The sequence below is a fragment of the Euhalothece natronophila Z-M001 genome (assembly GCF_007904085.1).
In the GTDB taxonomy this organism is placed as follows: domain Bacteria; phylum Cyanobacteriota; class Cyanobacteriia; order Cyanobacteriales; family Rubidibacteraceae; genus Halothece; species Halothece natronophila.
The window spans coordinates 1,905,268-1,930,752 of sequence record NZ_CP042326.1 but is presented as its reverse complement, the minus strand read 5'-3'; the positions used below and the strand labels follow the sequence as shown (position 1 = coordinate 1,930,752).

Here is a 25,485-nt window from a genome sequence, read left to right as displayed (position 1 = left end):
TTACTCTCCTTTAACAGAACGCTGATTAAAACTGGCTCTTCTCAAGTTTCAAAATGAGAGAAAAAGCCAAACTTAAAGAATATCCCTTAGTAATGCTAGCAAAAATTAAGAGAAAGACATTTTAAGAGCCTTCAGCCATTGCTGTTTTAATTCGTTCAGTTACTTGGGGGAGGGGTTGGTTTCCATCCACTTGTAGAAAGTGATTGCGCTGTTTATAGAAACTAATCAGTTCGGCGGTTTCATTATGAAAAATATCTAACCGATGACGGATTGTTTCTTCTGTATCATCTTTACGCCCTCGTCCTAACAAGCGTTTCATTAAAACCTCATCGGGAACATCCAGATAAATCACTAAATCATAACTGGAATTAAGTTCCTTGAGCAATTCATCTAGAAATTCCGCTTGTTTCAAAGTACGAGGAAAGCCATCAAGAATCCAACCTGATTGTGTATCGGGTTGTTGTAGCCGATCGCGCACCAGTTCTCCTAATACCTCATCTGGCACTAAATCGCCATTATCCACATACGATTGGGCTTTTTTCCCCACAGGTGTTTGTTCTTTAATTGCATTGCGAAGAATATCCCCTGTGGCAATATGAGGAATATTACACTCTTTAGAAACTTCTTTGGCTTGTGTTCCTTTCCCTGCCCCTGGGGGGCCAAAAAAAATTAATCTTGAATATTGAGTCATTATTGATTATTCGTTATCTTTTATTTCTTAAAAAAAGTAGGGGGAAATGAAGCCCCCAAACAACTCAGCGCTATTCTTTGACCATTCCTTCATAGCGTTGAGAAATGACACGACTTTGAATTTGTTTTGCCGTATCAATAGCTACCCCGACTAAAATCAAAAGGGAGGTTGCCCCTAGCCCTTGAAAGGTGGTAACCCCTGTCGCTGTTTCTACTGCTGTGGGAACTGTGGCAACAATTCCCAAGAAAATTGCCCCTAAAAGTGTGAGGCGATTAATCACTTTTTGTAAATAATCGCTAGTTGCCTTTCCGGGACGAATCCCTGGGATACTTGCCCCCATTTTCTTTAAGTTTTGCGACATATCCACTGGGTTAACCACTAACGCCGCATAAAAATAGCTAAAGAAGAGAATCAGCGCTAAATAAACTGATATATAGATCCAAGGAGCAGGACCAGCAGGATTCAGATAGGTAGAAATTTGAATTAAAATTTCATTAAGAGTTCCCATAACTCCGCCTGTTTGCTGTTCTGGGTCGCCACCACCACCTTGAGTAAACTGTGCCAAGGAAGAGGGTAGAATCAGCAAGGTAGAGGCAAAGATAATCGGCAGGACACCGCCTTGATTGACTCGTAGCGGTAAATAGCTCGTGCGCTCCCGATATAGCCGTTTTCCGACTTGTCGCCGCGCTGACACAATGGGAATTTTCCGCATTCCCTCTTGCACAAAGACAATGCCGACAATCATCACTAAGAACACTAAGGCTAAAACCACCACTTGTGCTACAGCTTCTCGTCCGCCAGCTTGAGCAAATTCGATGGTATTTCCCAAGGTTCTTGGCAGAACCGCCACAATATTGACAAAAATCAGTAAGGAAGGCCCATTTCCAATCCCTCGTTCTGTAATTAACTCGGCAAGCCAAATTACAAACATTGAGCCAGCACTGAGGGCAATAACCGTTTTTATGACAAAAATTGGTCCCGGGTCATAGGCATAGGGTTGAACAAAACTTGCCAGGCCAATGGCATTAAAAATTGCCGAAGCTAAAGCTACATAACGGGTGATTTGGGAAATTTTTCGTCGTCCTGCTTCCCCTTCATTTTTCTGTAAATTTTCTAAATAGGGCAAGCCAGCAGTAAGTAACTGCATAATAATGGAGGCATTAATAAAGGGCAAAATGCCTAAGGCAAAAATCCCTACTGCCGATAACCCCCCTCCTGAGAGGAAGTTTAAAAATCCAGAGATCGGACTATCTTGAACGGCTTGGGCAAAGGCGGCGCGGTCAACTCCTGGGACAGGAATCCGCACACCTAAGCGAACTAGTAAAATTAAGCCGACGGTCAGTAACAAGCGACCACGTAAACCAGCCGCTTGCGCCATCTGCATAAATGTTTCTTGGGCGTTTGGGGTTCTTTCTCGACTAACAACCATGAAGAATTATTTCTCCCCGATAAATTGATTAGATATTAAATAGCTCAGTCGGTAACAATTTCACAGCTACCGCCTGCCGCTTCAATTTTTTGACGCGCCCCTTTGGTAAAAGCCGCAGCTTTCACTTGAAGAGGAACATTAAGTTCCCCATCTCCTAAGACTTTTAGGGGGGCCTCAGCTTGGTTGAGCAACCCGACTTCTAAGAGGTGGGCAAGGGTAACTTCTGTGTTTGCTTCTAAACTAGCTAATTTACCAACATTAATCGTAGTGTAGCGGCGTGGGTTGACAATCGTAAAGTGTTTTAATTTTGGCACGCGACGATAAAGAGGCATTTGTCCCCCTTCAAAGCCACGAAATGGGTTGGGGCCAGAACGCGCTTTTTGACCACGCATTCCTTTGCCACAGCTTGCCCCTTGTCCTGCGGAAATGCCACGTCCTAAACGACGGCGACGTTTACGAGAACCTGGTTTTGGCTTTAATTCATGTAGTCTCATGAGTTTGCTTAGTGATTTTGATTTACAAGTTATATGAAATACCTAAATGTTAGCTACCAATTATCTCTCCTCGCCCCCTTTAGTTAAGGGGGGTTGGGGGGATCTGGTCGGCAACAGAATTTGGTTAGATTTCATGTTAATTAATAGGGTTAGGAGAAAATTTGTTCTAAGGGAACCCCTCGCTCATTAGCAACCTCTTTAAAGGTGCGTAGAGAGGCTAAGGCATCGATCGCGGCTCTAGCATTATTTAGGGGATTTTGTGAGCCTAATTGTTTAGCTAGAACGTTTTTCACCCCTGATAATTCTAAGACAGTTCGCACTGCCCCTCCTGCAATTACACCAGTACCAGGTGCTGCTGGACGCATCATTACTTTGGCCCCACCAGCAAAGCCATTAGCCCGATGAGGAATGGAACTACTTTTGGTAATGGGAATATCCACTAATTGTTTTTTGGCATCAGCAACGCCTTTACGAACTGCCCCAATGACATCACTGGCTTTACCGACACCAACGCCGACTTGACCGCGATCATTTCCCACGACCACAATCGCGCGGAAACTTAATTTTTTACCTCCTTTTACCACTTTACTCACGCGCCGAATTTGAATCACGCGCTCTTGAAACTGGCTTTCTTCTTTTTTGCTTTGGTTACGCTTTGCCATAATGTCCCCTTATTAAAATTCTAGTCCTGCTTCTCGCGCAGCATCAGCGAGACTACGCACTCGTCCATGATAAATATTCCCACCACGGTCAAAGACAACCTGCTTAATGCCTTTTTCCATAGCTCGTTGGGCGATTAAATTCCCCACAGCTGCTGAGGCTTCGCAAGTTCGGGTGGAGTCTAAGGTTTGCCGTAAATTGGGATCGACGGTAGAAGCGGCAACAAGGGTGTGCTGTTGGTTGTCGTCGATCACTTGGGCATAAATATGCTGATGAGAACGGAACACTGCTAAACGAGGGCGTTCGGCAGTGCCATGAAGTTTGCGCCGAATCCGACGATGACGCTTTTTGATCAGTTCTTTGCGATTGTTTTTCATGATTATTTCTTCCCTGCTTTACCCGCTTTTTGTCGAACTTGTTCTCCCAAATAGCGAATGCCTTTCCCTTTATAGGGTTCTGGGGGACGAATGGCTCGAATTTTTGCGGTTAAGTTACCAACCAGTTCTTTGTTGATCCCACTAATAATAATTTCTGTATTTTTTTCTACGGCTACTTGAAGCCCTTCTGGTGGCGTAATTTCAACGGGATGACTGTAACCCACATTTAAGATCAGGTTACGTCCTTGCATTTGGGCGCGATAGCCCACCCCTTGAATTTGTAGGCGTTGTTCAAAGCCTTGGGAGACTCCATGCACCATATTGGCAATGAGGGTTCTTGCCAAGCCATGGCGTTCTCGGGCTTTGCGAGAGTCGTTGACCCGATTGACTAAAATTTGACCCTCTTCTTGGGTAATGGTGACGAAGTTAGGTATGGTTTGCTCTAGTTCTCCTTTTGGCCCTTTCACCTTGATCACTTGGTCGTCAATGGTGATTTCTACCTTGTCGGGAACTGGAATCGGTAATTTACCAATCCGTGACATAGTTCAGATTACTCCTTGCTTAATTTACCAGACGTAACAGAGAATTTCGCCGCCGATTCCTCGTTTACGCGCCTCGCGATCGGTCATAATACCGCTAGAGGTGGAGATAATGGCAACCCCAATCCCACCGAGAACCCGTGGTAATTCTTTATGATTGGAATACACCCTTAAACCGGGACGGCTGACGCGAGTGAGTTTTTTAATAATCGGTTTGCGGTTGCGACCTTGATAGCGCAACGAAATTAAAACTTGTTTTTTTAGTCCTTCACCCACTTCTTCGTAGTTTTCAATGAATCCTTCTTCTTTGAGAACTTTGGCAATGTTGCGATTCATTTTGTTATAAGGCACAACGGTGGTTTCATGTTGCACCATGCAAGCATTGCGGATTCGGGTGAGCATATCAGAAATTGTGTCTGTCGAGGCCATTAGTTGCTGTTTTCCCTCCTGCTGTAAAGTACACACTGGTTAGTTTTCTCGGAAGGGCATTCCCATTGCTCTCAGCAGGGCACGACCTTCTTCATCGGTTTTAGCAGTTGTGATGATGGCAATATCCATTCCCCGCACTTGATCAATACTGTCATAGTTAATTTCAGGGAAAAGGATTTGCTCGCGTAAGCCTAAGTTGTAGTTCCCACGTCCATCAAAGCTGCGAGAACTAATCCCACGAAAGTCACGAATTCGGGGGAGCGCAACGTTAATGAGACGATCTAAGAAGGCATACATCCGTTGACCGCGCAAAGTCACCATCACACCCACTGGCATTCCTTCACGAACTTTAAAGCCCGCGATCGCTTTTTTAGCACGAGTGACAACAGGCTTTTGTCCTGTAATTGTTGCAATTTCGCTCATGGAAGATTCAAGAGCTTTGGCATTTTGTGAGGCTTCCCCTAATCCGCGATTAATGGTTACTTTTTCCACTTTCGGGATTTGATGGGGATTGCTATAACCAAACTCTTGTTTGAGTTGGGGAGCAATGGTTTCGATATAGGTGGTTTTTAGTCGTTGTGTCATAGTATTTCCATTGAAATTCCCATCACTGAGAACTAATCAATAATTTCGCCAGTTTTCTTCAACATTCTCACCTTGCGTCCGTCTTCGGTGTAGGTATAACTAACGCGAGAGGCGCAAGATTCTTTATTGGAATAAAGCATCACGTTGGAGCTATGAATAGGGGCTTCAAAGGTAATAATTTGCCCTTGTTCTCCTTCTTGGCGAGGTTTAACGTGCTTGGTGCGAACATTAACACCTTCCACCACGACTCGGGATTCTTGGGGAATTACTCGTTGAATTTCCCCGACTTTTCCCTTATCTTTTCCCGAGATTACTTGCACGGTATCGCCTTTTTTGACGTGCATTTTGTATCGTTTGGGAAGGGTTTGAGTGCGATTTTTCTTCGGCATCTTTATAACACCTCCGGTGCTAGAGAGACGATTTTCGTAAAGTTTTTATCTCTGAGTTCTCGCGCTACGGGCCCAAAAACCCGTGTTCCTCTGGGGTTATTGTCCGCGTTGATAATAACAGCGGCATTGTCGTCAAAGCGAATGGTCATGCCACTATCCCGAGTTTCTGGATAACGGGTGCGAACGATAACCGCGCGAATAATATCGGATTTTTTAACTTGCATATTCGGGAGTGCATCTTTGACCACGCCAATGATGACATCCCCAATACGGGCGTAAGGAGCGTTACCTGCTCGCATCACACGCAGGCATTGAATTTTACGAGCGCCACTATTGTCGGCAACTTTCAGGACAGTTTCTTGTTGAATCATGATTGTTCAGTTTCTGATGAAATAGGTTCTGGGGCTTTTTGACCGCTGGCTGATTCAATAATGGAAGCAACTTCCCAGCGTTTTTGTTTGGAAAGGGGTCGAGTTTCACGAATCCGAACGCGATCGCCTTCATTGCAATCGTTGTTTTCATCGTGAACTTTATACCGTTTGGTGGTGACGACAGTTTTACCGTATTTACGGCTAGGAGCGCGGTTTTCTACGGCAACCACGACGGTTTTTTGCATTTTATTACTGACGACAACGCCAATACGCTCTTTAGTTGTCATAGTGGTTTATTTATTCCTCGTTAGTACCTTCTTTTGCTTTGGCGAGTTCTCTTTCTCGCTCAACGGTTAACAATTGGGCAATCCGATGTTTAAGATGCTTAAATTCATGCGGTTTGGCTTCTCCCTCTTGTCGAGTTCCCTGTTTGAACCGTAGATTAAACAGTTCCCGTTTGGCGTTGACAATTTCTTGGGCGAGTTCTTCATCGCTTAAAGCCCGAGCATCAGCAATTTTTGGTAAGGGCATAGTTCCTCCTTATTATTCCTCACGAACCAAGAATTTGGTTTTAATCGGAAGTTTTTGCGCTGCCAGACGCATGGCTTCTTGGGCTACCTCTTGGTTAACGCCACCAATTTCAAACATGATGCGCCCCGGCTTAACGACGGCTACCCAGTATTCGGGATTTCCTTTCCCTGACCCCATACGAGTTTCGGCGGCTCGCATGGTGATAGGCTTATCAGGAAAAATGCGAATCCAGATTTTACCGCCCCGACGGAGATAACGGTTCATGGCACGACGGGCAGCTTCAATTTGTCGGGAGTTAATCCAAGAGGGTTCAGTGGCTTGCAGGGCATAATCACCAAAGTTAATGGTGTTACCCCGGTGAGATAGCCCTTTCATTCTTCCTCTTTGCTGTTTTCGGAATTTTGTACGTTTAGGACTAAGCATAGGTTTGTTCTTGGTTATTGTTATTTGTAAGCCAATGACTAATTTTCGCCAGAACGGTCTTCAAATTTCTGGCGACGAGAAGACCGACGGGGGGCTGTCTCAGCAGGGGCTTGTTCTTGATCTTCGGGGAGAATTTCACCTTTGAAGATCCAAACTTTGACCCCTAAGATGCCATAGGCAGTGTCTGCCATGCGATAGGCATAGTCAATGTCGGCACGTAGGGTATGCAGGGGAACTCGTCCTTCCCGAGTCCATTCAGTACGAGCAATTTCTGCCCCGTTGAGCCGACCGCTAATTTGGATTTTGATCCCTTTCACTTCGGCTCGTTGCGCTCTTTGAACCGCTTGGCGCACTACGCGACGGAAGGAGACTCGTCGTTCTAGTTGCTGGGCGATGTATTCACCAATTAAGACGGCATCAGCATCGACGCGATCAACTTCGTTAACGTTGATGCTAATTTGGCGATTGCCCCCGAGGAGTTGTTGTAACCCCACACGGAGGGATTCAATGCCACTACCGCCACGACCGACCACGACCCCCGGACGGGCAGTGTGAATTTGTAAGCTGATTTGATCGGCTTTACGCTCAATGCGAGTGGCAGAGATGCCAGCGTTATTCAGGGTTTTGTCGATGTAGTTACGGATTTTGTAGTCTTCTTGTAAGAGTTCAGGGTAACGCTTGGAGTCGGCATACCAGCAGGAAAGATGCTCTTTGGTAATTCCCAGTCGAAACCCAGTTGGATGAATTTTTTGTCCCATAGTGTTTTAGTTTTCTACAGTAGTGGCGACGGCGATGGTGATGTGACAGGTGGGTTTGCGAATTTGATACGCTCGACCTTGGGCGCGGGGACGAAATCGTCTTAATGCTGGCCCTTGATCCGCATAGGCTTGGCTAATGACAAGGTTTGCGCGATCGAGCCCTTCGTTATGTTCGGCATTGGCAGCCGCAGAACGCAACACCTTTAAAACGGGGTCACAGGCGCGATAGGGCATAAATTCAAGGATGATTAATGCTTCTCGGTAAGACCGACCGCGAATTTGATCGAGTACCCGTCGCACTTTATGGGGAGACATTCGGATGTAACGCGCGATCGCTTTGGTTTCTGTGGTTGTATCAACAGCCATAATTATTTCCTCTCGAAATCCTTATTTATCTCCGCGCTTTTTTATCACCTTTGGCGTGTCCCTTAAAGGTGCGCGTGGGGGCAAATTCCCCTAGTTTATGTCCGACCATTTGGTCACTAACGAAAACGGGAACGTGCTGGCGACCGTTATAAACGGCGATGGTATGTCCCACCATTTGCGGAATGATGGTGGAAGCCCGTTTCCAAGTTTTAATGACCTCTTTTTTGTCAGTGGCGTTTAGCTTCTCAATTTTTTTGAGCAGCTTATCGTCAACATAGGGGCCTTTTTTCAGTGAGCGACCCATAGTTTTTCCCTCCTTTAATTTGGCAATAGATTATTTAGAACGACGACGCACAATTAGTTTATTGCTCGTTTTCTTCTTCTTGCGAGTTTTTGCCCCTAAGGTGGGTTTACCCCAAGGAGTTAAAGGACTCGGACGACCAATGGGGGCGCGACCTTCTCCACCGCCATGGGGGTGATCCACGGGGTTCATGACACTGCCTCGGACTTTCGGTCTGCGTCCTAAATGGCGCGATCGGCCAGCTTTCCCAAGGGTTAAGTTACGATGTTCGGAGTTACCGACACGACCAATGGTGGCTAAACATTCTTCTCGCACCATCCGCACTTCCCGAGAGGGCAGCTTGAGACTGACATAGCCTTTTTCTTTGGCAACGACTTGAGCCGCGGTTCCAGCAGCGCGAACAATTTGACCGCCTTTCCCTGCCACCAGTTCAATGTTGTGAACTTCTGTGCCTAAAGGAATTTTTCCAACTGGAAGGGCATTGCCAATTTCAAAGGGAGCATTTTCCCCAGAAATAATGTGATCCCCCACATTTAGTCCTGCTGGCCAGAGAATGTAACGTTTTTCGCCGTCTTGATAATGTAGAAGGGCAATTCGGGCATTACGATTGGGGTCATATTCGATCGCGGCAACTTTTGCAGGAATATTATGCTTATTCCGCCGAAAGTCAATTTGGCGATAACGACGTTTATGACCACCGCCACGACGACGGCTGGTAATGACACCCCGATTATTGCGTCCTTTCTGACGATGTTTATATTTGGTTAGGGACTTTTCAGGTTCAGACCGAGTAATTTCGGCAAAGTCTGACACTGTTGCTTGTCTAGTCCCTGGGGTATAGGGTCGATAGGAGCGAATACTCATATTAAATAATATTGGCGATAGCTCGATTAAACTTCAGGGAAGAGGGTAATGCTGTCTTCCTCAGCTAAGGTAACGATGGCACGTTTATATTGAGGTTTTGTCCCCATATATCTGCCCATCCGTCGTTTTTTCCGAGGAAGATTCTGTACATTAACCTTAGTTACCTTGACATCAAATAAGGTTTCGATTGCCTTTTTAATGTCAGGTTTCGTGGCCTTTTTCTCCACATCAAAGACATACTTATTCTCTTCTAAGAGAATCGTTGCCTTTTCAGTAATAATTGGTTTGCGGATTAAATCAATTAAATCGCGCTCTTTTTGTTCAGTCACCATACACCTCCTGGATGGTTTCCATTGCGTTGGGGGTGGTAATAATTTTGTCTGCGGCTAAAATGTCATAAACATTTAAGCTATTGGCTCGCATTAATTTAACATTGGGTAAATTACGGGCGGAGAGATAAACCGTTTCTGGTACTTCCTCCAAGATCATCAGCACTTTTACCCCGGGCGTAATTCCCCAACGCTCCATGGCTTGTGCTAATTCTTTGGTTTTGGGTTGTTCCAGTTGAGAGGCAAATGACTCCACTGCCAGTAAATCTTCTCCACGGCTTGCCAGAGCAGTTCTCAGGGCCAAACGCCGTTCTTTACGATTCATTTTGAGACTAAAATTGCGAGGTTTGGGGCCAAAAATGACACCACCGCCTCGCCATAAAGGAGAACGACTCGATCCAGCACGAGCGCGCCCTGTTCCTTTTTGTCGCCAGGGTTTACGACCACCGCCTCGCACTTCCGCACGAGTTTTGGTAGAAGCACTGCCTTGACGGGCATTGGTAGTTTGGCGAACCACTGCCCGATGAACAATATGTTCGGCATTTTCAGGATTGGCAACTTTTAGGTTGAGAGTAGCTTCTCCTACCTCTTCTCCTTGCCAATTTTTAACGACACAATTAACCATAATTTTTTCTCATAACCTGTTAGATGTGTGAACGATGTTACTAAGCGGTCGCACCAACTAAATTACTAGCTGTAATGCTTAGTAAACCGCCAGATTTCCCAGGGATTGATCCTTTAACCAGAATCACATTTTTTTCGTTATCTACTTTCATCACTTTCAGCTTACGAATGGTAACGGTTTTACCCCCCATTCGTCCTGCCATGCGACTTCCGGGATAAACTCGCCCGGGCGTTGTTCCTGGCCCAATTGAACCGGGAGAGCGGTAATTTTTAGAGCCGTGAGTTCTGGGGCCCCGAGCAAATTTATGGCGCTTTTGGTAGCCAGCAAAGCCACGACCAATACTGGTTCCCCTAACATCAACTAACTGACCCTCACTAAAGATGTCTTCGGCGGTTAATGATTGCCCTAACTGGTAGTTACTGGTATCATCTACGCGATATTCTTTTAAGTGACGAAGGTTTGGGGCTTCAGCTTTTTTCAAGTGTCCCAATTCTGGTTTCGTTAATGCTTTCTCTTTTGTCTCTCTATACCCAACTTGAATGGCACTATAGCCATCAGTGTTAGGTGTCTTAACTTGAGTGACGGTACAGGGACCGACTTCAATCACTGTTACAGGAATTGCAGTTCCTTGTTCTTGGTCAAAAATTTGAGTCATCCCCAATTTTCGACCCATTAAACCAACAGACACAGGTAACCCCCTTATCTTAAATCAGATGATGTTTCCTCAAAAACATGATTCGCCTTAAGCGACTTGAGCGTTAGTTGTTGGTTAACCTTACTCAAGCTCGGAATTTGATTTACTTACACCCTTGCTTGACACTTAGCTCTCTTCCTCATTTTCAAGTTAGAGTTATGCTAAAGTGCCACCAGAGTGATTGAGAAATACAACTGTCTTGGTTGTTTTTTCCCGTCAAGACTTGAAGAAAACAGTAAGGGGCTTCTTCAGTTTCCCGACGAGACAACAAGACAAAACTGCCTGCTGAGGTGAGATAGCCACTTGCTTCTTACCCGAACTGGCTTCCTTAGTTTGTTAAGGTTGAGCCAGAGTTGGTTAACTCGGCAGACTATTTCTTAATCAATTTTTGAGTCACAATCATAAAGCATATCAAATTTTTAGGGGTTGTGCAAGATCAAAGTTGATTTTTGTCCGTGCTGAGATTGTGCCACAATAAGGTTTGAGGAATATTTGTAAAACTTAACGTTAATTATGCCATTACTAACCACTGGAAATAAGTTTATTCGGGATTTAGAACAATCAGGGGCGGTTGCTGTGTATGCCCCACTAGAAGGGGGATTTGAGGGGCGCTATCAGCGTCGCTTACGGGCTAAAGGTTATGTGACTTACCATCTCTCGGCAAAAGGCTTAGGGGATCCTGCATCTTACTTAAAGGGAATCCATGGGGTGCGTCATCCTCACTTAGGAAAGAAAAATATTGGTCAAAATGCGGCGGTAGGAGATGTTTACTTTTTACCCCCGCTTGTGGATTCCCAGTTAGCAATTTTACCTGAGAATAAAAAAGGGCTAGTGATTTGGTTAATTGAAGGGTTTGTTTTGTCTAACCAAGAGTTAGCTTATTTGGCAAAGTTTAATGAAATTGAACCGAGAGTGAGAATTGTTGTGGAGTTAGGCGGCGATCACGCTTTTCGTTGGACTCCTTTATCATCAGTATTGGAAGCAGCTTAGTCGGAGTACGGAGGTTAAAGTTGTGGCACAGGATAAGGATCTCATTGAAAATCGAGACTATACTCTCCTGATCGATAAAAGTCAGAGTATGTCCACTCAAGATCAAGAAGGGGGAAAGTCTCGCTGGGAAGCTGCCCAAGAATCAACTTATGCTTTAGCGAAGAAGTGTGAAGAGTTTGATCCTGATGGGATTACGGTTTATTTATTTTCCAGTCGATTTCGGCGTTATGATCAAGTGACTTCCGATAAAGTTACTCAAATTTATGCTGAAAATGATCCGATGGGGAAAACCAATTTATTTGAAGTGTTAGAAGACGCGATCGAAAACTATTTTCAACGGAAAACAGCAGGAAAAACCAAGCCCAATGGGGAAACTTTTTTAATTATTACTGATGGTGAACCCGAAGATCGCAAGGGGGTTATTCGTCTAATTATTGAAACGTCTCGCCGCTTAGATCGGGAGGATGAAATTGGCATTTCTCTCATTCAAGTTGGGGATGATCCGAAGGTAACGGAGTATCTGAAGGCGTTAGATGATCAGTTACTTGATGCTGGAGCAAAATTTGATATTGTTGATACGATTACGATGAAAGATATGGGAAATAGTTCGTTATCGGAAGTGTTATTAAGAGCGATTACTGATTAAATCGTTATGGGTTATTGGTTATTTATTGTTTGTTATCAGGAGAAAATTGAATTATTATCTGGATAATGAACTAAATAAGTAGCTAATAGCCTCTGTAAAGTTATTATTCTTTCCTTTTGTGCCACGTTATATTCTAAATTGTTTTCTCACAATTGGTTCTTTATTACTTTGTGCTTTACTGTTGCCAAGTCGCTTACCGGGAACAGTTTTATTGGGGTTGGGCCCACATTGGCTATTAATTTGGGTCGTGGCTTGGGGCATTAAACGTCAACCTTGGCAAGGCGCGATCGCTGGATTAGCGGCAGGATTAATTCAAGATGGAATGGTGCTGTCAAGCCCTTCTCATGTTTTTAGTTTAGCCATTATTGGCTTTTTAACGGGGCGCATTGATAAAGATAAGTATATTCAAGAAGATTTTATTTCCATTGCGTTAATTGTTTTTGCAATGGCGGTTTTAGCAGAAACGTTAACCGCTATTCAATATACAATTCTTGATTTCTCTCGTTTAATTCCTATTTGGACTCAACATCAACAAATTGCTATTGTTTCGGCATTATTGAGTAGTTTATGGGCCCCAGTGATTTATTATCCTTTAAATTACTGTTGGCATTACTTAGAAACAGAAGAGTAGAATTAGTCATTGGTTTATAAAGGACGAAGGACAAAGGACAAACTTAATTGATTAGGTGTAATAATACTTTCCAAAAATTGGATCAAAATATGGCTAACTCTACTGCAAATATTCCTGAACTACTAGAAACGATTAACCCCATTTATTCTTCTCCTAAACCCCCTTACATCATTCGCAATAAGTTTCGATTTATTGATTTATTTGCAGGAATTGGGGGAATGAGACTGGGATTTTCTTCTCCTCATAGCAAATGTGTTTTTTCTTCGGAATGGGATAGTCACGCCCAAAAAACATATTATGCCAATTTTAAGGAAGTTCCCCAAGGCGATATTAATGCTATTTCTCCTCAAGATATTCCAGATCATGATCTACTTTTAGCTGGTTTTCCCTGTCAGCCATTTAGTAGCATCGGTAGGCGACAAGGATTTTTACATGAAACTCAAGGCACGTTATTTTATGCTATTGCTAAAATTTTAGAAGCAAAACAGCCGATCTCGTTTTTATTAGAAAATGTTCCGGGGTTAGTGACACATCAAAACGGTAAAACATTCTCTATTATTCTGAAAACACTAGATGAGTTAAATTATGATGTCCGTTATCAGATTTTAGATGCAGGTGATTTTAATTTACCTCAGCGACGAGAACGAATTTATCTGGTTGGGTTTAAGCGAGATTATCTAAAAAAACGAATTGAGTTTGATTTTCCTAAGGGTGAACCAAATGAAGTATTTATTAATAATTTTTTAGAGGAAGGGATTTCGGGATATTCGATATCGGAACATTTGCAAAAGACTTATTTGTTTAAAAAAGATGATGGGAAGCCGCAAATTGTCGATAAAAATTCTAAGGTAAAGGTAAAAACGTTAGTTTCAACTTATCATAAAATTCAGCGTTTAACAGGAACATTTGTTCGCGATGGTGAGACAGGAATCCGATTATTGACAGAACGAGAATGTAAAGCAATTATGGGGTTTCCTGATTCGTTTATTTTTCCCATTTCGCGGACTCAAATGTATCGTCAATTAGGAAATTCTGTAGCAGTTCCAGTTATTAGCGCGATCGCGCAACAAATTTATTACTCTTTAACAAAAGTCCTAAAGTATAGCTAATGACCTCTTCTTCCATTCTTCCTTCAACATTTTTTCAACGCTCTGCTAGTATTGTTGCCCCAAAATTATTAGGAAAACAGTTAGTTAGACAATATGCTGATGGAACAACGACTACCCTATTTATTCAGGAAGTAGAAGCCTATGATGGCGTTAAAGATTTAGCCAATCATGGGGCAAAAAGGCGCACGCCTAGTAATGAAATTATGTTTGCTTTAGGAGGATATTTTTATATTTATCTCTGCTATGGCGTTCATTTAATGTTAAATGTAGTTTGTGATCAACCTGAAATTCCAGCAGCAGTTTTAATTCGTGGTGCAGGAAAAATTAATGGGCCGGGAAAATTAACAAAATTCTTACAAATTGAGAAAAGCCTCAATGGCAAAATTCCTGAACCAGAAAATAATATTTGGTTTCTTGATAGTGGCGTTACAGTTAAAAACTCAGATATTGTCGTTACTCCCCGAATTGGATTGAGTAAATATGCTGGGCAATGGCGCGATAAACCCTTGAGATTTGTTTTAAGATGAATAATATCTATCGTTATTAAATATAAAAGCAATTATTATGCCTGAATATAATGACCCTAAGTATAGAGGAGGAGAAGACTATAATCGTCCCCATGACAATGATGAAAGTCAGTATAAAGATGAGATGGAAACCCAGTATGCCTACGGATCCTATCAAGCTGATGCTAAAAAAGTGCAACAACGACAAGCAGAAGCCCAACGCTTAAGAGAGGAAGAAAGAGAATTAGCAAAAGCCCAAAGGTTAACTCTGATCCGAAAATCAACTCAAACAATTGCTTACTTAGTAGTTGCTTTGGAGACATTATTAGGGCTAAGGTTTATTCTATTAATAACGGGAGCAAATCCAGAAAATCTATTTGCTAACTTTATCTATAGTCTTTCCGAGCCTTTAACTTTGCAATAGTAAAGCTAACAGATTTAAGGTTAAATACTGGCTAGAAGTTACTCATATTTCTTAAATGAAATAAAAACCTAACTACGGAAAGCTAGCACTGCATAAAAAGGATCACTACCACCCATCCCTAACATTTGCATAATTGCAGGGGTAGAGGGCTGTTTTTGAATTACTTCGGGTTCACTAAAGCCATTAACAGACCGAAAATAGCGTTTTACTAATTCTATACGCATAGCATCACTTGCCTCTCGCCAGGCAGAAATCGCTTTTTGATAAAACATCCGATTAGAAAAGCTAATAATCACAATTCCGCCTGGTTTTAGGATGCGATAAATTTCTGCAAAGACAGTTTCCGGATACTGTAAATATTGAATAGAAACCGCATTTAAGACTGCATCAAATTCTTGATCACGAAAGGGGAGTTTGGTATTTTCATTTAGGTTTTGGATAATATAATGATCTAAGCGCGGATTATGGGCTAATTCTTCTTCATTCATTCCATGCCCTTCCACATGAGAAAATTTCAGATCATCAGGAAGATGAGAAACCCAACTACTCATCATGTCTAAAATGCGAGTATTAGGTTTAAGTCTCTCTCGATACAGGTTCGTTAGCTGATCAATAAATGACTCATCAACATGAGTAACGAAACGGGGAACTGCATAAAAGTTGTCATCTTGACTCGGATCTAGCTTTTCTCGTTGTTGTGGCTGTAATAGCATAGAAGTCACTTAACATTTCTTTACAGTTTTCAGTGTACCGTAAAAAACTTTTAATGATTGTGTGTCCATACCATTTTCAAAAACTTAGGTTACGGTAGGTTTTTATTTGGAATGACTATACAATGTGTTTCCGTATTCCTAGAAAGTTGGATTAAAGGTCAAGAGACTCACAAACATTTTCACTAAAATAGGGTTAGGAAGAGTTAACAGGAGAGGAATCTCTATCGAAACGATCTACGGTAACTTAAAAGGACTAAAAGCCAGTGAGATTAAGCAACTGAAACGGCTGTATCATCAGGGGCAACCGCGCGATCGCGCAACCACGCCTGAATTTGCCCAGCGATTAGCCGCCATTAGCACTGACATTAATCAATCGGTTTCCGTTTATATTAACCGTCGCGGACAAGTGATTCGTGTGGGAGTGGGAAACCCAAGAGATACCCAAATTCCTCCCTTAGAACTCCCTCGTTATGGCGCAAAACGGTTATCGGGGATTCGGTGTATTACCACTTCTTTAAAGTCTGAACCGCCTAAACAGCCCAGCCTAACAGCAATGGTGTTACAACGCCTTGATCTCCTTGTTACCCTTACTCTAACTGGGAGTGGGTTTCAACGCCGTGGCGGTGGCGCAACTGGTTATGTAGAATCTGCTTACTTAGCCCATCTTACCCCAGAAACTGATCCCAATCGCGAGGAGGGGTTACATTGGACGGTTTCGCCTCCCTTAAGTTTAGATGCCCTCACGCAACAGGATTTTTTAAACTTAGTCGAAGGCTTAGAAGAAGAATTTGAACGGGAATATGTCGCCCAACAGGTTGATAGTTCTCATCAACGGGTGGTGGTTGTCGGGTTAATGACTGCCGATATCTCTCCTCAACAGTTTCAAGATGGATTAGCAGAAGTTACCCGTTTAGTTGATACCGCCGGTGGGGAAGTGTTAGAAGTGGTTAAACAACGGAGAAGTCGTCCTCATCCTCAAACCGTTATTGGGGCGGGAAAAGTGGAAGAAATCGCGATCGCGGTACAGACATTAGGCGCAAGTGTAGTCGCCTTTGACCAAGACTTAACCCCTGCCCAAGCACGAAACTTAGAACAAAAAATTGGGGTCAGAGTCATTGATCGCACTGAACTTATTTTAGACATATTTGCCCAAAGAGCGCGCACTCGTGCTGGAAAATTACAAGTAGAACTTGCCCAGTTAGAGTATCTTCTTCCTCGCCTTGTGGGAAAAGGAGAAGCCATGTCTCGCCTTGGCGGTGGAATTGGAACTCGTGGCCCCGGGGAAACCAAGTTAGAAACCGAACGCCGTCGCATTCAAAAGCGTGTCTCCCGACTACAGCAGGAAGTAAACCAACTGCAATCCCATCGATCTCGAATGCGCCAACAGCGTCAAAAACAGGAAGTCCCCACGGTTGCTGTGGTTGGTTATACCAATGCTGGAAAATCCACACTGCTTAATAACTTGACAAATTCCGATATTTATGCAGAAGATCAGCTATTTGCCACCCTTGACCCCACCACTCGACGCTTAAACGTTCCCCACAATGGAGATTCACAGACAATTTTATTAACAGATACAGTGGGGTTTATTAAAGAACTTCCCCCCTCTCTCATTGATGCTTTTCGCGCCACCCTAGAAGAAGTTAGCGAAGCCGATGCGATGTTGCACGTAGTTGACTTATCTCATCAGGCGTGGGAAAGCCAAATTCAAGCAGTTAGCAATATCTTATCAGATCTACCCTTAGTTCCCCCAGAAAGTTTATTAGTCTTTAATAAAATTGACCAAGTTGATAGTGATACCTTAGCCGAAGCCAAGAAAAATTATCCTGATTCAGTGTTTATTTCCGCTCAAAAACGGTTAGGATTAGAAACATTACGAGAAAAAATCGGGATGATGATTTCCCACTGTTAATCCGAATGACAAATGCCAAAGTAGCCCAACCTTTCCTGAAATGGGCAGGAGGAAAAAGCCAACTCTTAACTCAAATTGAGCCATTTTTTCCCCAAGCCCTTAAGGAAGGTCTCATTAAACGATACATTGAACCCTTTGTCGGCGGAGGAGCAGTTTTTTTATATATTGCCAGTGCTTATCCCATCTCAGAATACTTTATTTGCGATGTTAATCCTGAGTTAATTCTTGCCTATCAAACCATTCAAAAAAATGTAGAAGAATTAATTATTCTTTTAAAAGAAATTCAAGCCAATTATTTAACTTTATCAGAAGAAGAGAGAAAGAAATACTTTTATAAAATTCGTTCTCATTATAATCAACAGCGCAAAGAAATTAATTTTGATATTTATAGTAAAAGTTGGTTAAACAGGACTTCTCAGCTAATTTTCCTTAACCGTACTTGTTTCAATGGACTCTTTCGGGTAAACTCAAAGGGAGAATTTAATGTTCCTTTTGGCAGATACAAAAACCCTAGAATTTGTGACGAAGAAAATTTAAAATTATTAGCACAAGTATTAGAAAAAACTGAGATTCAAAGAGGAGACTTTAGCCAGTGTCAAAAATTTGTTAATAAGGAATCTTTCGTTTACTTTGATCCGCCCTATCGACCCATTAGCAAAACCTCGAATTTTAATGCTTACTCGGCGCAAATATTTAAAGATCAAGATCAATTAAGACTCCGAGATTTTTTTCAACGACTAGATCGCAAAGGGGCAAAATTGATGTTAAGTAATTCTGATCCCAAAAATGAAGACCCTAATGATACCTTCTTTGAAGAGGCTTATCAAGGTTATCAAATTAAACGAGTGCAAGCCAGACGTAATATTAATAGTAAAGGTAGTAAGCGTGGTCAAATTAATGAAATATTGATTACAAATTATTAAATGTAGCAGTTTTCACGCTTATTGAGACTTTTGTCCTTTGTCCTTTGTTGTTTGTAAACCAATGACGAATGACTAATTTATTAAATAGGTAGGTTCGGTCATGCTTACTCTTTGGGAGGGAATTCCCCCTAGAGGCGTAAGGAAATTTCTTTCTAAGATCAAAGTAGTTAGACAAGATCACCAACAGCGAGAGGAGGTGAGAAAGAATGCTTAATGTTATTCGTCGCAGTCAAATGATCGGACTGACTACTATGGATCGTAATACTGCTAAAGGCTATGGCAAGGTTGAAGAAGTTTGGGTTGATTCCTCAGGTCGAGTTTCTTATGTCAGTAGTGATGAGGGATATTTCCCGATAGATGAAGTAGCAACAGTCGGATCAGATGGTGTATTAACCTACTCCTTTACTGGGATAAACAGTCCTAATGATCCTCTCAGTCAGCTAAATCGGATGGCAGTTCGTACCCAACGGGGTCATGATCCTATAGGTTGGATCGAAGATTTCTTATTTGATTGGGAAACCGGTGATATTGTTGCCTATGTTTTAAGCGGTGACATTGCCACTCCTTTTGGTGGTCGCGCTGTGCTATTTCCTGATGACGTGAAAACCATTGATGCTGATGTGGTAGTAATTAAAGATGAAGCCAAAGATCGTCTGAAAACTGAAAAAGAAGGATTACAAGGCTTTTTAAGTGAAAAATCCCAACAGGTAAGAAATGCGGTCAAGCAGATATTGAGTCGCGCCCAATCTTTAATCTCTCCCGATGATTCCCCAGAGACGGTTCGGGTAAAAGTTAAACAAGTCAGTGATGAACTCAGTGCCTCTGGAAAACATGACAAAAATGCTGTCCAAGAAGCAACCGACTTTCTCCAAGATCAATGGCAAGATTTACAACATTGGGTAACTCGGGCTGGAAATCGCATGAAAAAGGCACTGGATAAGGCTTGGAAGCGTCTTACCAACCAGCGTTAACCTCTCGTCGAAATCATGAGAAGATTAGCTATACTGTTGGTTTAAGCAGTTGGTTTAGGGATTCTCCCACAAATGCAGTTTGATATTATTATTGTTGGTGCAGGGGCGGCTGGGCTTTATACAGCATTATGTTTTCCTGAACATTTGCAAGTGGCGATTGTCAGTAAGGATGATTTAAAGATTGGCGCAAGTGATTGGGCGCAAGGAGGAATAGCTGCCGCGATCGCGCCTGGGGATTCCCCTGAAAATCATTATCAGGATACCCTGAAAGCAGGGGCAGGGCTTTGCATTCCAGAAGCAGTAAGGTTTCTAGTGGAAAACGCCTCCACCAGTATTAAAACCTTAGTAGAATTAGGGGTAAAATTTGATCGCCAAGGGGAAGAGTTAGCAATGACCCTAGAAGCGGCTCATTCTCATCCCCGTGTACTTCATGCGGCTGATACAACAGGACGCGCAATTGTCAATACACTTACAGAAAAAGTGTTAACTCGGGAGAATATCACCGTCATTCCTCAAGCCTGTGTTCTCCAACTAGATATCAATTCCGAAACTCAACATTGCCAAGGAGTTCGTCTTCTACACAAGTGTAAAATTCAATCTGTGAAAGCCTCAGTAGTCATGTTAGCCACAGGAGGCGGTGGACAAGTTTTCGCGCAAACCACGAATCCCACCGTTAGCACAGGAGATGGCGTTGCATTAGCGTGGCGAGTGGGGGCGTTACTCAGAGATGTCGAATTTTTTCAGTTCCATCCCACAGCTTTAACCAAGCCTGGTGCGCCACATTTTTTAATTTCGGAAGCAGTACGAGGAGAGGGAGCGCATTTAGTTGATGAAAACGGCGATCGGTTTGCATTTGAGTATCATTCTAATGGGGAATTAGCCCCCCGAGATGTGGTCAGCCGTGCGATTTATCATCATCTCCATAAAACCAGCGATGATCCTGCTCATGACAAGGTTTATCTCGATTTACGCCCCATTCCCCCTGAACGCATTGCTTACCGTTTTCCTAATATCATTAACGTGTGTCAGTCTCATGGGATTGATGTATTTTCACAGCCCATTCCAGTTGCCCCAGCAGCCCATTATTGGATGGGAGGGGTAGCGGTAGATATCAATAGTGCCACCTCTATTTCAGGGCTATATGCAGTGGGAGAAACTGCTAATACAGGGGTTCATGGGGCAAATCGTTTGGCAAGTAATTCTCTATTAGAATGTTTGGTGTTTGGACAGCAGTTTAAGGAGATGCAGGTAGAAACATTACCAGAAACGCCCCTTGCTGAAACCATATCCTTAGAAGAAACAGGAAACTGGGAACAGGAATTTGCTTATTTACAGGGGTTACGGGAAGAATTACGGGTGCTAATGTGGGAAAGTGCTGGGATTTCTCGTAATGAGGAAGATTTAGCAAAAGGGTTGGCGCAAGTAGAACAATGGCGAAAGGAAACTGCTAATTTTGAAGTAACTCAGTTTTTCTTTGGGGAAATGTTACCCCAGTCCATTCAACTCAAGGATGCAGAGGCGGAAAAACAATTGCGTTGTGCAGGAGAAACGTTTAATCTATTGGATGTGGCATATTTAGTGCTGAAAAGTGCTTTATTTCGTCGGGAAAGTCGCGGCGGACATTTTCGGTCTGATTATCCGCGATCGCGCTCTCAGTGGCAAGTTCATACTTTAATTCAAAATGAGACTTGGTGGACAACATGACAGATACCAATAAAAAAATTAATGAACTTAAACGGGAAATGCAAAGGCTTTATGAGGATGTAAAAGCCCTAAAAGTTGATATTGAACCGGGAGGTCATGTTTCCGAAGGATTTGATCGCTTGAGTGAAGATATTGATAATTTAAGAGATGAAGTTCGGAAAAATTATTACCAACACTCTCATCAAATTAATCAAGTTTTAGCCCGTCAAGAAGTAATGCTAGAAGCCTTTACGAAAATTTCTGATTTACCAGAAGAAGACTAATTAACTCTTTAAGCTATAATATTGCTGATTTAGTATCACAAGGAAAAAATAATGAATTCTAAACACCAAGATGTACAAAAAGGAGCAAATATTCTACAAAAACATGATCAATGGCTTGCTGAAAATTTAGACCAACTGATTGAGAAATATCCAGGAAAAATTGTTGCTGTGTTGGATGGTGAAGTGGTTGCAGTAGGAGATACTTATCAAGAAGTTTATGCGCCATTTCAGAAACAAAATCGCGATTGGATGCCTTTAGCAATTCGTGTTCCTTACCCCGATGATCTTCAAGAACTACTCATTTAAAATGACAGTTAATCGCTTTTTTTATAAATTGATTCGGGGAAGCTATCAGCCTATTATTCCCATTGGCATTAAATTCCCTAATTTTTGGTATCCGATAGAAGTCTATGTCGATTCTGGTGCTGAATACACAATTCTTGAAGCGGAGATTGCAGAAAATATTGGATTTGATTATCGTCAAGGGCAACGGACATATTTACGGGTAGGAGATGGCAGTTTGATTTCTATTTATTTACACCAGCTACCTATTCAATTGGGAAGTCTTCAGTTTCCTTGTCGAGTTGGATTTTCTAAACAGTTAAATGTTAATTTCAATATCTTAGGAAAAGCTGATGTTTTTGACCAGTTTAAGGTGTGTTTTACTCAATCTCAAAATTTATTAACCTTTACAGAATTGACCTAATAATGCGATGAGACTCTGTTCAAGTTGCACGATCGCGCTTAAATGCTGTAATTGTCCATGAAGCCCATAGCTTAAAATGTAGCATTTTCCAATGGCAATGAGGTACGATAACTACCTTGGTGGACAAGTTCCAGTCAATCACTGAAAATAAACGAATAACAAAAATGCGGACATACTATTGCGGAGACTTACGAAGTTCAAACATTAACGAAACAGTTACCCTATATGGTTGGGTGGATCGCCGTCGTGATCATGGGGGAGTGGTTTTTCTTGATGTGCGCGATCGCGCGGGTACAATTCAAGTGGTTAGTGATCCTGAACGTACCCCCAAATCCTATCCCCAAGCAGAAAATATCCGTAATGAGTATGTTATCAAAATTACTGGTCGAGTCAGTCAACGCCCAGAAGAGTCCCTTAATCCGAATATTCCCACAGGCGAGGTAGAAGTTTACGCCGATGAAATTGATGTTCTTAATGCTGTGCGGAAACAGCTTCCCTTTCAGATTTCCAGTGATGAAGCTGATACGGTTAGAGAGAATATTCGCCTCAAATATCGCTATTTAGACTTGCGGCGCGATCGATTAAACCAAAACCTCCATCTCCGTCACCAAGTCGTTAAAGCCATTCGTCGCTTCTTAGAAGATGAAGAAGACTTTACTGAAGTTGAAACCCCCATTCTTACCCGTTCTACTCCTGAAGGCGCAAGAGACTATTTAGTTCCCTCCCGTGTCAATCCTGGAGAATGGTTTGCCCTTCCGCAGTCACCGCAATTATTTAAGCAGTTACTAATGGTTTCGGGGTTTGATCGTTATTATCAAATCGCCCGTTGTTTCCGTGATGAAGATTTACGGGCAGATCGGCAGCCAGAATTTACTCAACTCGATATGGAGATGAGTTTCTTATCAGAAGATGAGATTTTAGAACTCAATGAACGGCTAATTTGTCATATTTTTAAAACTGTAAAAGGGATTGATTTACCGCGTCCCTTTCCCCGTTTAACCTATAATGAAGCCATGGCGAAATATGGCAGCGATCGCCCTGATACTCGTTTTGGTTTAGAATTAGTGGAAGTTTCTGATATTGTTAAAGATTCTGGGTTTAAAGTATTTTCTGGAGCAGTAAAAAGTGGTGGCTTAGTGAAAGTTTTACCAATTCCAGGGGGAAATGAAAAAATCTCCAATGTTCGCATTAAACCAGGTGGAGATTTATTTAAAGAAGCCGCAACAGCAGGGGCAAAAGGATTAGCCTATGTACGGGTGCGAGAGGATATGGAAATCGACACCATCGGCGCAATTAAAGATAATTTAACTGAGGAACAAAAGCAAGAATTATTACGGCGAACGGGCGCAGAACCTGGGCATTTATTATTATTTGGTGCAGGGGATACTATTACGGTTAATAAATCCTTAGATCGGGTACGTCAAGTATTAGGAGAAGAACTGGATTTAATTGATGAAACGGCAATTAATTTATTGTGGGTAACTGATTTCCCCATGTTTGAATGGAATCCCGACGAGAAACGTTTAGAAGCCTTACATCACCCCTTTACTGCACCAAATCCTGACGATTTAGATGATATCAAAACGGCTCGCGCTCAAGCCTATGATTTAGTTTATAATGGCATTGAAATCGGTGGAGGCAGTTTGCGGATTTATGAACGGGAAACGCAACAAAAAGTCTTCAGCGCGATCGGACTATCCCCAGAAGAAGCAGAAGAGAAATTTGGTTTTCTTTTAGAAGCATTTGATTATGGAACGCCACCCCATGGCGGAATTGCCTATGGCTTAGATCGGCTGGTAATGTTACTCGCTGGTGAGGATTCCATTCGTGATGTCATTGCATTTCCAAAGACACAGCAAGCCAGTTGTCTATTAACTGAAGCCCCTGGATTTGTTGATGAAAAACAATTAAAAGAATTATATGTTGCTTCGACTTATAACCCCGAGGAAGAGTCATGACTAGAAATTTAGAACACTTGATGATTCAGCAATTCCGAGGATTAAAAAACTTAGAAATGTCTAATCTCGGAACAATTAATTTGTTAGTGGGAGCAAATAATTCTGGAAAAACAAGTGTTCTAGAAGCTATTGCTACTTATTGTCGTCCTCTTGATCCGAAAGGATAGTTAAATACTGCTTGGAGTCGGGAAATTAAGTTACAACAATTGATTCAGTTTTTTCATAAAAGCCTTAATATTTAAGCTATAGCAAAGCGAGTAGAAACGGATGACAGTTAATGGTGCAGAAGGTGGGTTAATTTCTGTAAACTGTAAAACTTAACCTATTGCTTCCCCTAAGCAATAATGATTAAATAATCAAGGACTGCTATAAACTCTGCAAATTTTTACTAACTAATGAGTGCCTCCTCCCAATTTACCCTAAATGTTGATCAAGGATCAGTTCGCTTCAACTTTACCCCTGAAGCTGCACGAGAGTTAAAACAAGCCTTATCGGATTTAATGGCAAAATTTAAAGTGACAACTCAAGCTGTTAACGCTGGGGATAAACCAAAACCTCAATCTCCCACTGAGTATCAGCATACAGGAGAAGTTTTCCTAGAGGTATTTTGTAATCCTAATATCTATCCCACTCCCTTTGCTGCTAAAGTTTTAGTAACCGTGCGTGATGAACGAATCCGACTCACGACAGAAGCAGAATTAACTCGCTTAGTAGAAGATGTGACACAGTATCTAGAGCAACAGGGGTAAACTATGGATAATCAAAACCAAGCTTTAAAAATTGTTGAACAAGGCTTTCACATGACATTAGGGGCAATTTCTGTTGCTACTGAAACTTTACAAGACGAACAACAGCGATCGCGCTTAGTAGCAGAAATCCAAGAAGAACTTAATCAACGCGCCCAAGAATGGGAACAAAAAGGGGAAACAACAGCTCAAGAAGCCCGTGAATTTGTAGAACAATTCATCAATCAAGGGGGTGACACTTCTTCCCAAGGGGAAACCACTCCCACCAGTAGTAATAATTCCTCAGCAACCCAAACTACATCTACAGGAAATGATGTTCCTTCACGACTTCAAGATTTAACTAATGAAGTCGCCACCCTACGAGAAGAAATGACTCAGTTTCGCGAGTCGAGCTAGATAGACTCTTATCTAGACAACCGTAGTTGCCC

At 42.4% G+C, this 25,485-nt stretch carries 37 protein-coding genes and 1 pseudogene; 17 read left to right on the top strand and 21 right to left on the bottom strand.

All coding sequences use genetic code 11. The annotated features are described in order from the left end of the window. Positions 1 to 121: 121 nt before the first annotated feature. From FRE64_RS09305 to rplC, 20 genes are all read right to left on the bottom strand, one after another. Positions 122 to 691, bottom strand: a complete 570-nt coding sequence (locus FRE64_RS09305; protein WP_146295810.1) for an adenylate kinase — start codon at positions 689 to 691, stop codon at positions 122 to 124. 70 nt (positions 692 to 761) lie between these two features. Then, the gene (gene secY / locus FRE64_RS09300; RefSeq protein WP_146295809.1) at positions 762 to 2,120 is read right to left on the bottom strand and encodes a preprotein translocase subunit SecY; all 1,359 of its coding nucleotides are present in this window, start codon (positions 2,118 to 2,120) and stop codon (positions 762 to 764) included. 44 nt (positions 2,121 to 2,164) lie between these two features. Beyond that, positions 2,165 to 2,614 (bottom strand): 50S ribosomal protein L15, encoded by a 450-nt coding sequence (rplO, locus tag FRE64_RS09295; RefSeq protein WP_146295808.1) that lies wholly within the window; start codon positions 2,612 to 2,614, stop codon positions 2,165 to 2,167. 149 nt (positions 2,615 to 2,763) lie between these two features. Beyond that, a complete protein-coding gene (gene rpsE, locus FRE64_RS09290) occupies positions 2,764 to 3,276 on the bottom strand; it encodes a 30S ribosomal protein S5 (RefSeq protein ID WP_146295807.1) in 513 nt (170 codons plus the stop codon). A 12-nt stretch (positions 3,277 to 3,288) separates the two neighbouring features. Continuing rightward, the gene (gene rplR / locus FRE64_RS09285) at positions 3,289 to 3,651 is read right to left on the bottom strand and encodes a 50S ribosomal protein L18 (protein ID WP_146295806.1); all 363 of its coding nucleotides are present in this window, start codon (positions 3,649 to 3,651) and stop codon (positions 3,289 to 3,291) included. Between the two features lie 2 nt (positions 3,652 to 3,653). Further along, on the bottom strand, positions 3,654 to 4,193 hold the full coding sequence (gene rplF, locus FRE64_RS09280) for a 50S ribosomal protein L6 (RefSeq protein WP_146295805.1): 540 nt from the start codon (positions 4,191 to 4,193) through the stop codon (positions 3,654 to 3,656). A gap of 24 nt (positions 4,194 to 4,217) precedes the next feature. Beyond that, a complete protein-coding gene (gene rpsH, locus FRE64_RS09275; protein ID WP_146295804.1) occupies positions 4,218 to 4,619 on the bottom strand; it encodes a 30S ribosomal protein S8 in 402 nt (133 codons plus the stop codon). A 39-nt stretch (positions 4,620 to 4,658) separates the two neighbouring features. After that, complete coding sequence (gene rplE / locus FRE64_RS09270; protein WP_146295803.1) at positions 4,659 to 5,204, bottom strand: 50S ribosomal protein L5; 546 nt, start codon at positions 5,202 to 5,204, stop codon at positions 4,659 to 4,661. A gap of 32 nt (positions 5,205 to 5,236) precedes the next feature. Beyond that, complete coding sequence (rplX, locus tag FRE64_RS09265) at positions 5,237 to 5,593, bottom strand: 50S ribosomal protein L24 (protein WP_146295802.1); 357 nt, start codon at positions 5,591 to 5,593, stop codon at positions 5,237 to 5,239. Positions 5,594 to 5,595: 2 nt separating this feature from the next. Beyond that, positions 5,596 to 5,964 (bottom strand): 50S ribosomal protein L14, encoded by a 369-nt coding sequence (rplN, locus tag FRE64_RS09260; RefSeq protein WP_146295801.1) that lies wholly within the window; start codon positions 5,962 to 5,964, stop codon positions 5,596 to 5,598. Beyond that, complete coding sequence (gene rpsQ, locus FRE64_RS09255) at positions 5,961 to 6,251, bottom strand: 30S ribosomal protein S17 (RefSeq protein ID WP_146295800.1); 291 nt, start codon at positions 6,249 to 6,251, stop codon at positions 5,961 to 5,963. The genes rplN and rpsQ overlap by 4 nt, the downstream gene beginning before the upstream one ends. A 10-nt stretch (positions 6,252 to 6,261) precedes the next feature. After that, positions 6,262 to 6,495: a 50S ribosomal protein L29 gene (gene rpmC, locus FRE64_RS09250; protein ID WP_146295798.1), complete on the bottom strand. Its 234-nt coding sequence runs from the start codon at positions 6,493 to 6,495 to the stop codon at positions 6,262 to 6,264. Between the two features lie 12 nt (positions 6,496 to 6,507). Next, entirely contained in the window at positions 6,508 to 6,918 is a 411-nt protein-coding gene (gene rplP, locus FRE64_RS09245; protein WP_146295796.1) for a 50S ribosomal protein L16, read from the bottom strand. Between the two features lie 38 nt (positions 6,919 to 6,956). Further along, on the bottom strand, positions 6,957 to 7,676 hold the full coding sequence (gene rpsC / locus FRE64_RS09240; RefSeq protein ID WP_146295795.1) for a 30S ribosomal protein S3: 720 nt from the start codon (positions 7,674 to 7,676) through the stop codon (positions 6,957 to 6,959). A 6-nt stretch (positions 7,677 to 7,682) separates the two neighbouring features. Then, the gene (rplV, locus tag FRE64_RS09235) at positions 7,683 to 8,042 is read right to left on the bottom strand and encodes a 50S ribosomal protein L22 (RefSeq protein WP_146295793.1); all 360 of its coding nucleotides are present in this window, start codon (positions 8,040 to 8,042) and stop codon (positions 7,683 to 7,685) included. Positions 8,043 to 8,067: 25 nt separating this feature from the next. Continuing rightward, on the bottom strand, positions 8,068 to 8,346 hold the full coding sequence (rpsS, locus tag FRE64_RS09230) for a 30S ribosomal protein S19 (protein WP_146295791.1): 279 nt from the start codon (positions 8,344 to 8,346) through the stop codon (positions 8,068 to 8,070). A gap of 30 nt (positions 8,347 to 8,376) precedes the next feature. Then, positions 8,377 to 9,207, bottom strand: a complete 831-nt coding sequence (gene rplB, locus FRE64_RS09225) for a 50S ribosomal protein L2 (protein WP_146295790.1) — start codon at positions 9,205 to 9,207, stop codon at positions 8,377 to 8,379. A 26-nt stretch (positions 9,208 to 9,233) separates the two neighbouring features. After that, a complete protein-coding gene (locus tag FRE64_RS09220; RefSeq protein WP_146295788.1) occupies positions 9,234 to 9,539 on the bottom strand; it encodes a 50S ribosomal protein L23 in 306 nt (101 codons plus the stop codon). After that, the gene (gene rplD, locus FRE64_RS09215; RefSeq protein ID WP_146295786.1) at positions 9,529 to 10,161 is read right to left on the bottom strand and encodes a 50S ribosomal protein L4; all 633 of its coding nucleotides are present in this window, start codon (positions 10,159 to 10,161) and stop codon (positions 9,529 to 9,531) included. The genes FRE64_RS09220 and rplD overlap by 11 nt, the downstream gene beginning before the upstream one ends. Before the next feature lie 40 nt (positions 10,162 to 10,201). After that, positions 10,202 to 10,849, bottom strand: a complete 648-nt coding sequence (gene rplC / locus FRE64_RS09210; protein WP_146295784.1) for a 50S ribosomal protein L3 — start codon at positions 10,847 to 10,849, stop codon at positions 10,202 to 10,204. 519 nt (positions 10,850 to 11,368) lie between these two features. On the opposite strand from rplC, the gene ndhN reads away from it, so the two are divergent. The 6 genes from ndhN to FRE64_RS09180 all read left to right on the top strand — a co-directional run bounded on the left by ndhN (position 11,369) and on the right by FRE64_RS09180 (position 15,161). Next, positions 11,369 to 11,845, top strand: coding sequence for an NAD(P)H-quinone oxidoreductase subunit N (ndhN, locus tag FRE64_RS09205; RefSeq protein WP_146295782.1), 477 nt, complete (start codon positions 11,369 to 11,371; stop codon positions 11,843 to 11,845). An 88-nt stretch (positions 11,846 to 11,933) separates the two neighbouring features. Then, positions 11,934 to 12,491, top strand: a complete 558-nt coding sequence (locus FRE64_RS09200; RefSeq protein ID WP_246140426.1) for a vWA domain-containing protein — start codon at positions 11,934 to 11,936, stop codon at positions 12,489 to 12,491. 118 nt (positions 12,492 to 12,609) lie between these two features. Continuing rightward, a complete protein-coding gene (gene mreD, locus FRE64_RS09195; protein ID WP_146295778.1) occupies positions 12,610 to 13,122 on the top strand; it encodes a rod shape-determining protein MreD in 513 nt (170 codons plus the stop codon). Between the two features lie 89 nt (positions 13,123 to 13,211). After that, on the top strand, positions 13,212 to 14,231 hold the full coding sequence (dcm, locus tag FRE64_RS09190; protein ID WP_146295776.1) for a DNA cytosine methyltransferase: 1,020 nt from the start codon (positions 13,212 to 13,214) through the stop codon (positions 14,229 to 14,231). After that, a complete protein-coding gene (locus tag FRE64_RS09185) occupies positions 14,231 to 14,758 on the top strand; it encodes a DNA-3-methyladenine glycosylase (protein ID WP_146295774.1) in 528 nt (175 codons plus the stop codon). Before dcm ends, FRE64_RS09185 begins: the two co-directional genes overlap by 1 nt. 37 nt (positions 14,759 to 14,795) lie before the next feature. After that, positions 14,796 to 15,161: a YggT family protein gene (locus FRE64_RS09180; RefSeq protein ID WP_146295772.1), complete on the top strand. Its 366-nt coding sequence runs from the start codon at positions 14,796 to 14,798 to the stop codon at positions 15,159 to 15,161. 68 nt (positions 15,162 to 15,229) lie between these two features. Here FRE64_RS09180 and FRE64_RS09175 read toward each other — a convergent pair whose 3' ends face one another. Next, positions 15,230 to 15,874: a class I SAM-dependent methyltransferase gene (locus FRE64_RS09175; RefSeq protein ID WP_146295771.1), complete on the bottom strand. Its 645-nt coding sequence runs from the start codon at positions 15,872 to 15,874 to the stop codon at positions 15,230 to 15,232. 217 nt (positions 15,875 to 16,091) lie between these two features. Between FRE64_RS09175 and hflX the strand changes: the two genes are divergently transcribed. The 11 genes and pseudogenes from hflX to FRE64_RS09120 all read left to right on the top strand — a co-directional run bounded on the left by hflX (position 16,092) and on the right by FRE64_RS09120 (position 25,453). Further along, on the top strand, positions 16,092 to 17,786 hold the full coding sequence (gene hflX / locus FRE64_RS09170) for a GTPase HflX (protein ID WP_186709053.1): 1,695 nt from the start codon (positions 16,092 to 16,094) through the stop codon (positions 17,784 to 17,786). A gap of 5 nt (positions 17,787 to 17,791) precedes the next feature. Further along, entirely contained in the window at positions 17,792 to 18,709 is a 918-nt protein-coding gene (locus tag FRE64_RS09165; protein ID WP_146295768.1) for a DNA adenine methylase, read from the top strand. A 206-nt stretch (positions 18,710 to 18,915) separates the two neighbouring features. Beyond that, complete coding sequence (locus tag FRE64_RS09160) at positions 18,916 to 19,680, top strand: PRC-barrel domain-containing protein (RefSeq protein ID WP_146295767.1); 765 nt, start codon at positions 18,916 to 18,918, stop codon at positions 19,678 to 19,680. Between the two features lie 72 nt (positions 19,681 to 19,752). Beyond that, a complete protein-coding gene (gene nadB, locus FRE64_RS09155) occupies positions 19,753 to 21,384 on the top strand; it encodes an L-aspartate oxidase (RefSeq protein ID WP_146295765.1) in 1,632 nt (543 codons plus the stop codon). After that, on the top strand, positions 21,381 to 21,647 hold the full coding sequence (locus FRE64_RS09150; RefSeq protein WP_146295763.1) for a hypothetical protein: 267 nt from the start codon (positions 21,381 to 21,383) through the stop codon (positions 21,645 to 21,647). Before nadB ends, FRE64_RS09150 begins: the two co-directional genes overlap by 4 nt. Positions 21,648 to 21,698: 51 nt before the next feature. Further along, entirely contained in the window at positions 21,699 to 21,953 is a 255-nt protein-coding gene (locus tag FRE64_RS09145; RefSeq protein WP_146295761.1) for a DUF5678 domain-containing protein, read from the top strand. 1 nt (position 21,954) lies between these two features. Continuing rightward, positions 21,955 to 22,353: a pepsin/retropepsin-like aspartic protease family protein gene (locus FRE64_RS09140; RefSeq protein ID WP_146295760.1), complete on the top strand. Its 399-nt coding sequence runs from the start codon at positions 21,955 to 21,957 to the stop codon at positions 22,351 to 22,353. A gap of 164 nt (positions 22,354 to 22,517) precedes the next feature. Further along, on the top strand, positions 22,518 to 24,311 hold the full coding sequence (aspS, locus tag FRE64_RS09135) for an aspartate--tRNA ligase (protein ID WP_146295758.1): 1,794 nt from the start codon (positions 22,518 to 22,520) through the stop codon (positions 24,309 to 24,311). Beyond that, a pseudogene (locus FRE64_RS09130) lies at positions 24,308 to 24,451 on the top strand (AAA family ATPase); the annotation flags it as partial. The gene aspS and the pseudogene FRE64_RS09130, both read left to right, overlap by 4 nt. A gap of 255 nt (positions 24,452 to 24,706) precedes the next feature. Further along, entirely contained in the window at positions 24,707 to 25,060 is a 354-nt protein-coding gene (locus tag FRE64_RS09125) for a hypothetical protein (RefSeq protein WP_146295756.1), read from the top strand. A 3-nt stretch (positions 25,061 to 25,063) separates the two neighbouring features. After that, positions 25,064 to 25,453, top strand: coding sequence for a hypothetical protein (locus tag FRE64_RS09120; RefSeq protein ID WP_146295754.1), 390 nt, complete (start codon positions 25,064 to 25,066; stop codon positions 25,451 to 25,453). The last annotated feature ends 32 nt before the right edge of the window (positions 25,454 to 25,485 follow it).